General features: G+C 42.1%; 10 protein-coding genes. 3 read left to right on the top strand and 7 right to left on the bottom strand.

From position 1 onward, the window contains the following. Positions 1 to 100: 100 nt before the first annotated feature. The 5 genes from ADH92_RS03990 to ADH92_RS03970 form a co-directional block, all read right to left on the bottom strand. Positions 101 to 1,051, bottom strand: a complete 951-nt coding sequence (locus tag ADH92_RS03990; protein ID WP_049497273.1) for a competence protein CoiA family protein — start codon at positions 1,049 to 1,051, stop codon at positions 101 to 103. A 73-nt stretch (positions 1,052 to 1,124) separates the two neighbouring features. Next, a complete protein-coding gene (locus tag ADH92_RS03985; protein WP_049497272.1) occupies positions 1,125 to 1,706 on the bottom strand; it encodes an LptM family lipoprotein in 582 nt (193 codons plus the stop codon). Between the two features lie 167 nt (positions 1,707 to 1,873). Continuing rightward, positions 1,874 to 3,046, bottom strand: a complete 1,173-nt coding sequence (locus ADH92_RS03980; RefSeq protein WP_049497270.1) for an MFS transporter — start codon at positions 3,044 to 3,046, stop codon at positions 1,874 to 1,876. A gap of 70 nt (positions 3,047 to 3,116) precedes the next feature. After that, positions 3,117 to 4,463, bottom strand: coding sequence for a DUF1958 domain-containing protein (locus tag ADH92_RS03975; RefSeq protein WP_049490513.1), 1,347 nt, complete (start codon positions 4,461 to 4,463; stop codon positions 3,117 to 3,119). A 188-nt stretch (positions 4,464 to 4,651) separates the two neighbouring features. Further along, positions 4,652 to 5,359 carry a glucosamine-6-phosphate deaminase gene (locus ADH92_RS03970; RefSeq protein ID WP_049497268.1) on the bottom strand — a complete coding sequence of 236 codons (708 nt, stop codon included), beginning with the start codon at positions 5,357 to 5,359 and terminating at the stop codon, positions 4,652 to 4,654. Between the two features lie 125 nt (positions 5,360 to 5,484). On the opposite strand from ADH92_RS03970, the gene ADH92_RS03965 reads away from it, so the two are divergent. The 3 genes from ADH92_RS03965 to ADH92_RS03955 are packed head-to-tail and all read left to right on the top strand — an operon-like array spanning position 5,485 to position 7,177. After that, on the top strand, positions 5,485 to 5,655 hold the full coding sequence (locus ADH92_RS03965) for a hypothetical protein (protein ID WP_049497266.1): 171 nt from the start codon (positions 5,485 to 5,487) through the stop codon (positions 5,653 to 5,655). A gap of 11 nt (positions 5,656 to 5,666) precedes the next feature. Then, a complete protein-coding gene (queA, locus tag ADH92_RS03960) occupies positions 5,667 to 6,695 on the top strand; it encodes a tRNA preQ1(34) S-adenosylmethionine ribosyltransferase-isomerase QueA (protein ID WP_003006367.1) in 1,029 nt (342 codons plus the stop codon). Positions 6,696 to 6,706: 11 nt separating this feature from the next. Beyond that, a complete protein-coding gene (locus ADH92_RS03955) occupies positions 6,707 to 7,177 on the top strand; it encodes an arginine repressor (protein ID WP_003006364.1) in 471 nt (156 codons plus the stop codon). A 29-nt stretch (positions 7,178 to 7,206) separates the two neighbouring features. Here ADH92_RS03955 and ADH92_RS03950 read toward each other — a convergent pair whose 3' ends face one another. Together ADH92_RS03950 and ADH92_RS03945 are read right to left on the bottom strand one after the other, a co-directional pair. Further along, positions 7,207 to 8,541, bottom strand: a complete 1,335-nt coding sequence (locus tag ADH92_RS03950) for a dipeptidase (protein ID WP_049497264.1) — start codon at positions 8,539 to 8,541, stop codon at positions 7,207 to 7,209. A 17-nt stretch (positions 8,542 to 8,558) separates the two neighbouring features. Next, positions 8,559 to 10,070 (bottom strand): YfcC family protein, encoded by a 1,512-nt coding sequence (locus ADH92_RS03945; RefSeq protein ID WP_049497262.1) that lies wholly within the window; start codon positions 10,068 to 10,070, stop codon positions 8,559 to 8,561. Positions 10,071 to 10,095: the final 25 nt, after the last annotated feature.

Raw genomic sequence — 10,095 nt, 5'->3', positions numbered from 1 at the left:
CCAGCACTTCAGAAAGTCAGTGTTATCAAGGGTTTAGGGGGTGTATGTCACTATTTTAGCATAAAAATGAACATTTCGGGAGGATTTCTATCTTAGAAAGTTAGCTTTTCTGTTGAGCATAAAAACGTGGGGGATAAAGGATCTGAACGGGTTGGATCCCTTGCGACTGATAATAGGTCATAAATTGCTGGTAGTAACCTTCTACATCCTCTTTAATTTGGAGCAAGTTCTGTGAAAGGATCGGACGACAAAGAGGATAAAAGAAATCCAGCCCCAGTTCCATCAGATGGTGTCCCTGCATATAGAGTTCTTCCTGAAGCTTCAGCCACTTTGGATGACGATAAAAGAGTTGCTGCTGTATATAGGTTAAAAATGTACGATCGGGCTCGACTGCCATTTGCTGCATGGGTTGCGAAAGATAAGGGGTCCGTAAGACTTCCAGTAAAGACCTTTGACCAAAAGGGAAAACTTCTGTTTGATAATACAATCGCCCTCGTAAATCCTCATGGATGAGGTATTGCAGACGTAGCTCTTTCTTTGTCAGATCCAATTCCCAAAGATGGAACCCTCGATTCTGACTAAAATAAAGAAAACCAGCCTGCAGCTTTGTTAGTCTTTCCTTGAGCCACAACTTTTTACCAAGTAACCAATAGACATGGTAACCGTTGGATCGATAAGCATCGCTCCTCTCCTTCAAGCGTTCTAAAGATAAGGAGCTGCACTGCACTTCCAAAGCTAAGTTCTTGTCTACTACCAAAAGATCGGCAATTTGTTGAAAGTCTGCTAAATAACTTTCTACCTCTGTATGAGATTCCTTAGAGGCCCAATCATAAAGACAAGCTTTTAATTCCAGATGTTCAAAACTCTCAGCTTCGTGATGATAGGGACAATGCTGTAATTTTATATGAGCAAAATGAGCCCGTAGAACCGAGCCATTTTTTAGACGCACTGGACTATGACATGCTAGACAATAGAAGGGCCCTTCTGTCACAGCTGGGATCTCTTCCATACAGTTCCACCGCTTTTGATTGTTATCCATGGCAATAAACATAGACCCACCTCCTCATCTATATCATTCGAAAAAAAATAAGAAAAAGGCTGGAAATTCCAACCTTTTCTTCTTTTTATTCTTCAGAATCTGAATCTGAATCATCACTGTCGTCATCTGCAACAGGAGATTTACTCAATTCTTTCTGCATATCTTTCATTTCTTTACGAGTGCTTTCCAACTCTTCACGAGCATCTTTCAAGATTTCGATCAAAGCTTCACGGTCTTCTTTAGGAACGACTGTGCTATCTGAACCGATGCTTTCCAAGCCTTCATTAAAGATATCTTTTTGGTTTTCTAATCCTTGCTTTAAGGTACTAATCATTGCATCGTATTGTTCTTTTGCAGAACCTGTCACAGAAGTACCTGCTTCTTCAGTAATAGAAACAGATTGATCCATTAATTTTGCAAACAACTTTTTAAAGTCTCCAACTGTTTTAGCCTTGCTGATTTCAGCGTCTGTTAAGAGGCTAGAAGATGAAGTCTCTTCTGAACCTGTTGAAGTATCCTTGCTTTTTGAAGTGTTGGCAGATTTGCTCGTCACTTTAGTAGTTGATTGACTGTTTGAAGTTTCCTTCTTTGTGTCTTGTTTGTTTGAACAAGCAGCTAGGGAAACAATCGTCAAAAGAGCAGCTGTCGATAAGATCATTTTTTTCATAAAATGGTCTCCTTTATATTTATTTTACCTCATTCTACCATCGAATACTTTGATTGTCAAATTAATCACTAGTTCTTAATAATAGCAAAAAAGTTGGACAAAACACTGTGAAATCAGTGTTTCTGTCCAACTCCTCGATGATTAGTCATACAATTGTGACAATTTCATTAGTCTACTTTGCCACTAAAAAGGCCGTGAGCCTTCCCTTGGGGCATTTTTAAGGCAAAGCTCAGCAAAAAGACGATCCCTACAACCCCTGCTAAAAAGAAACTCATGACTTGGTAACCACCTCTTTCAATACAGAGGGCTGCGAGGGGTTGTAAAAGAATGGTTCCTAAATAACGAGCTCCTTGGACAATGGCCATGGCAAGAACCAAGTCTTTGCCATTCACCTGTTGGGCAATAAACCGTAAGGAGACCATAATCAAAACCATCCCTGTTGTATGCTTGGCTAAAAGAGTCAAAAGCACTTTTAAGAAGACAGGACTTGGAAGAGCATAGACAGCATATTGAGCGAAAATAATTCCAATTGGAAGAGCGATCAAAACCCGTAAAGGCCAGTGGTCCATGAATCGATCAGAGAAAAAGATCAAGGGGGCTTCCACTACGACGGAGATAGCTACAACCGTTGAGGCAATATGAACTGGTAGACCACTATCCATGAGCAACTCAGGAATATAGGTATGACCAATATTTCCAACCCCTGAAGCCAAGCCAATCAAAATGATAAAGAAGAGGTAAGGTCCATTGTGAAGAAGAGGACGAATAGAGACAGGGTGTTTTTCCTTTTCTACGACTGTCTCTTTTTTCTTCATCCGAACGGCACTTAGACAGAAAATGCTGAGTACAATGGTGATCAAAACCGTATAATAGACAGCTTGGGGGCTAAACTGATGATAGACCCAGCCGGCTATTTGGACACCGACCGAGTAGCCAATGGTTCCCCAAACGCGAATCTTCCCAAAAGCGTATGGACTTTGCGTTGCAAATACTTCCATCATGGGAGCTGTCCCATTCAAACAGACTAGAACAATCCCATAAAAAACGGTCAGCCAAAAGAGATTGGGGGCCCAAAGAAAACCTAAGACACCACCAATGATCACACTCAGACTGAGGGTCGTCATTTTTACGATTCCAAATCGCTCATTGATATAACCAAAGAAGGGTTGGGCTACCATGGATAAGAAAAAAGCAACCGATACCAAGGTCGACACTTGGGTTGCACTATAGTGCTTTCCCATCAAATAGACGGAAATGAGGGTCGTAAAGAGAGATGTGGACATAAAATAAAAACTATAGAGCAACATATAAGCCGCATAAGAATTTCGGAATTTTTTCATATGAATCCTTTCTAAAAATATCGGAATGAGACAATGACAAAACCCAACTGACAATCAGTTAGGTTTTATTTTACTCTTTATTATAGCGCTTTTGAGCCTCTTTTTTGCGTCTCTCACGACTTTGTTTTTCAATCGAGAGAATGATGACAAGAATGAGAATTGGAATCAAGATCAGGAAGTGATCCAGCGAAAGCCATTTACTGTGCTTAGCCGTTGTCTTTTTCCCACTTGCTGTTTCTTTGACAAGCTCTGGCTTGGCCCCTTCTTCTACCTTCATATCATCTCGGATACCTTCAGACAACGTGTAGAGATCATTATCTACTGTCAGATAGCCATCTTTTACCGCAAGGGTCGGTTCTTTAGCACCTTTTTTGACCGTTGCATAGAAGGGTTTTTCAAGTGTATAGGTCTTGCCGTCAATCTTCTGGACACCTGCATCTAGCAATTTTTTATAGCCAAAATCTTTATAGGCTTTTTCGATCAAGGCATTGCCAAACGGGTGACGGTAATATTCCCCATCTTGGTCTGCCCAATCTCCTACGCCCATAATGACAGCAATTAAGCGCTGATTGCCCCGTTTGATGGTCGCGATATAGTTGAAAGCTCCACGAGGGCTTGAACCAGTTTTCAAACCATCCACACCTTTCAAGGCATACTTGGCTCCTGGCAATGAATAATTGTAGGTATCAAAGGTTTCCTCATATGGAGTCCCTTTTTTGACCGTGACTTGTGCTTGATTGGTATAGTTTAAAATATCTGGGTATTGATTGATAAAATGATAAACCAGAATCCCTAAATCACGCGCAGTTGTCTGGTTGGCCGCATCATTTGGATAATTGTTGACCTGATAGTAGCCCTGCAAGGTGGAGATGGCCGCCCCACTCGGGTTATTCCAGACCGTATTGGTCATCCCTAATTCCTTAGCCTTGGCATTCATGCGCTCGATAAAGGCATCTGGATCATTGTTGGACATGAGATTGGCCAACATGAGGGTCGATACATTTGAGGATGGAACCACTGTCATGGTAATCAACTCAGGAATTGTGTAGTCTACCCCAGCAACAATATTATTGTTGGAGATCTCATAGATCTTTCCGATCGCTTGGTCTGAAGCGGTCGCCTTGATCACTGTATCCTTACTGATCTTGCCATTTGCCATATCTTCAAACAAGAGATAGAGCGTCATGAGCTTACTCATGCTGGCAGGATCTCTGACTTCATCGATATTGTCTTTCCAAAGAACATTGCCCGTATTTCCGTCAATAATAAGCGAAGAATGTGGACGGTTAATGGCTTGGACATTGTCATTTGGATACATCTTTTGCGCCATATCCACCAATTCATCCGCACTCGCTAGAATTGGCTGGCATAAGAGACTCAGAAGGAGGCAAATATGGATCAAATATTTTTTTATCATAAACTTTTCCTTTATAACAGACTAATCAGCTGGAGGCTAAAATAAGCTTCTAGCCCTCATGCCCTTTCCTCTTGTCTCCCAGTAGATGAAAAGAGCTAAGCCCAGCAGATAATTACTTGTATTGTACCATATTTTGAAGCAGAAAAAAACCTATCTGGCCCGAATAAATCGGCGATAGGTCCTGTTTTTTATCGACTTAACAAGCTCAAGGCTTCCTTATCCGCAATAATGGTCACATTTGGATGTCCTTGAAGGGCACTAGCTGGCACTTTTTCTGTCCTTTCACCCTCTACTGTACCTTTGATTGCTTGGGCTTTTGATTCCCCATAAGCAAACAAGACAATTGATTTCGCAGCTAAGATATTGGCAATCCCCATCGAAATGGCTTGGGTTGGTACATCTTCGATCTTATCAAAGAAACGAGAATTGGCCTCAATGGTAGAGTCATCCAACTGAACTAAGTGGGTCTGACTATCAAAGGATGTCCCTGGCTCATTAAAACCGATATGCCCATTGCGTCCGATTCCCAAGATTTGAAGATCCACTGGATGGTCTTCGAGTATTTTGTTATAACGGATCACTTCTTGATCGGCAGATTCTTCTACACCTGATGGGAGATAACTTTCTTTGAATGGTTTGTCATCAAAGAGGTTTTTCTCCATGAAATACCGATAAGATTGAGGATCATCTCCCGTCAACCCTACGTATTCATCTAAGTTCACACTGATTAGATTAGACAGATCCAAATCACTTTCACGAATTTGTTTATAAAACTCAAGGGGACTGCTTCCAGTCGCAAGACCTAAGGTTTGAGCACCTTCCTTTAAAGTTTCTTTCAATATATCAAAGGCAACTTTTCCACCCTCAATTTGGTCCTTTACTTCAATAATTTTCATTGGATAGACCTCCTATTTCTCTATGCTTTTATTATATGGTATAGACCAATTTTTGTCAAGTGAAACCGCTATCTTTTTCTGGCATTTTTTTCATTTTCAAGTCGATTCGTGATATAATGAAAGGTATGATTGTATCACTATTATTCATCATTTTATTGATCGGACTCCTTGTCTTTCTCTTATCTTTCTTGATTCATCAAAGAAAGATTCTCAAGGTCCTGATCTTTTTGATGGGAATCAGCCTGATGCTCTTAGCTGTCGGGACTACCATCTATCTACTCACAAATTTATTATAAAAGGAGCGCAAATGAATACCAACGACTTTGACTTTGATTTGCCTGAAGAACTGATTGCCCAAACCCCTCTTGAAAAACGAGATGCCTCTAAACTCTTGATCCTCGATCGAAAAACAGGGCAATTCCAAGACCGTCATTTTGATGCAATTTTGGATGAATTAGAGCCAGGAGATGCTCTTGTCATGAACAATACGCGCGTTCTACCTGCCCGTCTTCATGGAGTCAAACCAGAAACAGGTGGTCACGTCGAATTCCTTCTCCTTAAAAATACTCAAGATGACTGTTGGGAAGTTTTGGCAAAACCTGCAAAACGCTTAAAGGTCGGGGCCACAGTCAGCTTCGGAGATGGTCGTTTGACCGCAACTGTCGAGGAAGAATTGGAACATGGAGGGCGCATCGTTCGCTTCCACTACCAAGGGATCTTTTTAGAAGTTTTGGAAAGCCTTGGTGAAATGCCACTTCCTCCCTATATTCACGAAAAGCTTGCTGACCGCGAGCGCTACCAAACTGTTTACGCCAAAGAAAATGGTTCTGCTGCAGCTCCAACGGCAGGTCTTCATTTCACCCAAGAATTGCTCCAAAAGATTGAAGCAAAAGGGGTTCACCTGGTCTATTTGACCCTTCATGTGGGCCTGGGAACCTTCCGTCCAGTATCCGTGGACAATCTTGAAGACCATGAGATGCACTCTGAATTTTACCAACTTTCTGAAGAGGCTGCTGCGACCCTTCGTCAGGTAAAAGCTGCAGGAAAACGCATCGTAGCCGTCGGAACGACTTCTATCCGAACTCTTGAAACGATTGGCAACAAATTTGATGGAGACATCCAAGCTGATTCAGGCTGGACCAATATTTTTATCAAGCCTGGTTATGAATGGAAAGTCGTCGATGCCTTTTCAACCAACTTCCACCTTCCAAAATCAACTCTGGTCATGTTGGTTTCTGCCTTTGCCGGCCGTGAATTAACCCTCGAAGCATACCACCATGCGATTCAAGAACGCTACCGATTCTTCAGTTTTGGGGATGCTATGTTCATCAAGTAAAGGAGTCTCTCATGAATAAAATTGAAAGTCGCCACCGCTTGATCCGCTCTATCATTTCTGAGCGTAGGATTCATACCCAACAAGAACTTCAAGAAGCCTTAGAAGCTAATGGCGTTCTCGTTACCCAGTCTACCCTTTCACGGGATGTCAAATCCTTGAATCTAGTAAAAATTAACGAGGGGGATAGTTCCTACTATGCCATGAACACCATCGCTCCTTCCCGTTGGGAAAAGCGCCTGCGGATGTATATGGAAGATGCCTTAGTTATGTTACGGCCCGTTCAAAACCAGGTCGTTGTAAAAACTCTTCCAGGTCTTGCCCAATCCTTTGGAGCGATCTTAGATGCATTGGAACTCCAAGAAATTGTAGCGACCATCTGCGGAGACGATGTCTGTTTGGTCATCTGCGAAGACAACCAAGGAGCTTTGGATTGTTTTGAAAAATTAAAAGAATTCACCCCACCCTTCTTCTTTAGTAAATAAAAAGTTTGGAAACTTGGTTTCCAAACTTTTTATGTTGTGGCTAAGCGTTGAATGGCTTCTCGATAGATTTCCATCGCAGCGTATAGATCGTCAATTTTTGCACGTTCATTGGCTTGGTGCTCAGTCTGCTCTGCACTTGGGAAAAGAGCCCCAAAAGCGACACAATTTTCCATGGTCCGCGCAAATGTCGCACCACCAGAAGACATAGCTGGCGTCTTATCACCAGTTTCTTCCTGATAAACGGCCATCAAAGAGCTGACTAAAGGACTATCCAAAGGAACATATAAAGGAGCCAGATAATCAAACTCTTCATATTCCAACTGATAACTAGCTGCAATTTCTTGCAAACGAGCTACCAAGGCATCCTTGTCTGCTAAAACTGGAATCCGGATATCAATTCCGATTTCCGATTGTTCTTGATCGATCACAAGGGTCGCAAGATTGAAGGAAAGATCTCCACTTGGTTCATCTGTAATTCTGCCAAATAGAGCCTCACCAGTTGCATCCTCACCAACTGCATATGCGATAAAGAGCAAAGCTGGATGGGGTTGGATGAGGGATAAACTTTCCGCTAAACCGACAATGGCATTCACTCCTTCAGCTGCATCTTTAGAATGCTTGGAAACACCCAAGACCGTTACAGAATCTTCTGTTTGGCTATACTGAACCCCACTTTGATCCAAAACAGGAAGCAACTCTTCCAAACGATGACCAGCATAGGTCGCCTTGTCTGGAACAACATTGAGGGCCTGACCAGCTTGTAAGGGAAGATCATCCCAACCTGGACCATGCAATTTCACTTGTAATAAGCCTTTTTCAGCATAGGTTAATGGGAAAGAGGAATCCGGTGCAAATCCAAGATCTGCTTGCTCTTCGATTTGGTTGTAGCGGTTCATACAGCGCCACAAGGTTTCTTCATCCGTCCCAAAGATAAAGCGGATTCGTTTGGTAAACTGGATGCCATCATCCAACAAACTCTTAACTGCATAGAGGGCAGCGAGGGACGGCCCCTTATCATCCTGCACACCACGACCTACTAAATAATCACCGACAATAGTCGCTTCAAAAGGTGGCGTTTGCCAATCTTTTAGATCACCGGCTGGAACAACATCCAAGTGACAAAGAACGGCCAGGAGTTCTTCCCCCTGACCGATCTCTGCATATCCATAGTATCCTTCAGGATCTATATATGTTTGAAAACCTAATTCTCGAGCAAGCTCTAAGGTTTTTTCTAGGACATCTTGGATAGCTTGTCCAAACGGTGTTCCATTTTCCCCTTCGTTTAATACTGAGGGGTAAGAAATGATGGTTTGAAGCGAGTTTAAAAACTGCTCTTTTACATCGTTCTTTATTCTATTTTTCATGAAACACCTACTTTATTCTATTGCAAGAATGGAACCACAGTTCCTAGTAGAAGAAGGGCAATGGTGATCACAACAATCGCTACGACCAATTTACCCATGAATTTCCACCATGCACTCAAGTCAACACGTCCAAGAGCAAGAGCTCCCATTACGATACCTGAAGTTGGTGCGATCAAGTTCAAGACACCAGATGCAGATTGGTAAGCTGTGACAATCAAGCTACCTGGTACATTGACGAATTTACCAAGAGGTGCCATGATACCCATTGTTGCGCTGGCAAGACCAGATGATGATGGGATCAAGAATGACATTGGCAAGTAGAAAATGTAAGTCAAGACAATGAACAATTGAGATGAAAGACCTTTCAGTCCTTCTTCACCCCAGTGAAGAATTGTCGCAGTGATCATACCGTCGTTCATGATGACTTGGATACCACGTGCTACCGCTACGATAAGAGCAACACTCAAGAGGTCAGCTGCACCATTCATGAAAGATGAAATGATTTTATCTTCTTTCAAGCCATAAATGATACCAACGAGGATTCCCATGAAGGCAAAGAGCATAGCTGTTTGTGGGAAGTACCATGTACCAAGAGCATCTGTGTTACCGATCAATTGACCAAGTACTGGAATTTTATGGAGAGATTCGTTGAAGGTTTCAAAGAATTTAATACCCAAATCTTTGAATGGGATAAATCCAGCAACCATGATAACGAATGTTGAGATGAAGACGACCAAGACACGTTTTTGTTTCTTGTTCATTTGTGAAGGAATTTCTTCGCCACTATCAACATTGAAGTGTTTCAAATCTTCTTCACGAGTTGCATAGGTGAGAGATTTGGTTGGGTCTTTTTGAACCTTATCTGCATAACGGTATACATAGTATGTGCTAAGTCCTGTCAATACGATCCAGAAGATCACACGAAGTAAGAGACCTGAAGCACTTGAGATACCTGCAGTATCAGATGCGATAACTGTCGCAAATGGGTTCAATGTTGACGCCAAACATCCGATTTGTGATCCTAAAAGGATAATGGCTACCCCTGTCAAGCTGTCAAAACCAACGGACATCATAACAGGTACAAGAAGTGGATAGAAGGCCATGGTTTCTTCACCCATACCATAAGTTGTACCACCAAGGGCAAACAATGGCATCAAGATCAAAATCAACATTTTTTCGCGGCCTTTGTATTTACGAACGATAGAAGCAATCCCTACATCAAGGGTACCTGTTTCGTTCACAACTCCAAGGAAACCACCGACCATCAAGATGAAGAAGGCTACATCAATCGCTGCACTGGTTGGTGCTTTACCAAGCATGGCATTGATTGGGGCCATCAAGACATCCCAAATCCCTTGAGGATGTGCTTTTACAGATTCATAACTACCTGCAATGATAGCACCTGCATCGTCAACCTTGTATTGACCAGCTGGAATAATCCAAGTTAACACTGCCATAATAGCAATGATAATTAACAATACGGAAAAAGATGAAGGCATCTTAAATCCTTTTTTCGTTTTTTCACTCATTTGTCTTCCTCCTAACGCAACAAAG

The sequence above is a fragment of the Streptococcus parasanguinis genome (assembly GCF_001073155.1).
In the GTDB taxonomy this organism is placed as follows: Bacteria; Bacillota; Bacilli; order Lactobacillales; family Streptococcaceae; genus Streptococcus; species Streptococcus parasanguinis_D.
Note: the sequence above shows the minus strand (reverse complement) of the source record. Positions and strands in the feature narration are given on the sequence as shown.

What these genes read in the sequence shown, in the direction of transcription:
- ADH92_RS03955 (WP_003006364.1), top strand. Translation starts at nt 6,707, where the DNA reads ATGAATAAAATTGAAAGTCGCCACCGCTTGATCCGCTCTATCATTTCT.
- queA (WP_003006367.1), top strand. Translation starts at nt 5,667, where the DNA reads ATGAATACCAACGACTTTGACTTTGATTTGCCTGAAGAACTGATTGCC.
- ADH92_RS03970 (WP_049497268.1), bottom strand. Translation starts at nt 5,359, where the DNA reads ATGAAAATTATTGAAGTAAAGGACCAAATTGAGGGTGGAAAAGTTGCC.
- ADH92_RS03965 (WP_049497266.1), top strand. Translation starts at nt 5,485, where the DNA reads ATGATTGTATCACTATTATTCATCATTTTATTGATCGGACTCCTTGTC.
- ADH92_RS03945 (WP_049497262.1), bottom strand. Translation starts at nt 10,070, where the DNA reads ATGAGTGAAAAAACGAAAAAAGGATTTAAGATGCCTTCATCTTTTTCC.
- ADH92_RS03990 (WP_049497273.1), bottom strand. Translation starts at nt 1,051, where the DNA reads ATGTTTATTGCCATGGATAACAATCAAAAGCGGTGGAACTGTATGGAA.
- ADH92_RS03975 (WP_049490513.1), bottom strand. Translation starts at nt 4,463, where the DNA reads ATGATAAAAAAATATTTGATCCATATTTGCCTCCTTCTGAGTCTCTTA.
- ADH92_RS03980 (WP_049497270.1), bottom strand. Translation starts at nt 3,046, where the DNA reads ATGAAAAAATTCCGAAATTCTTATGCGGCTTATATGTTGCTCTATAGT.
- ADH92_RS03985 (WP_049497272.1), bottom strand. Translation starts at nt 1,706, where the DNA reads ATGAAAAAAATGATCTTATCGACAGCTGCTCTTTTGACGATTGTTTCC.
- ADH92_RS03950 (WP_049497264.1), bottom strand. Translation starts at nt 8,541, where the DNA reads ATGAAAAATAGAATAAAGAACGATGTAAAAGAGCAGTTTTTAAACTCG.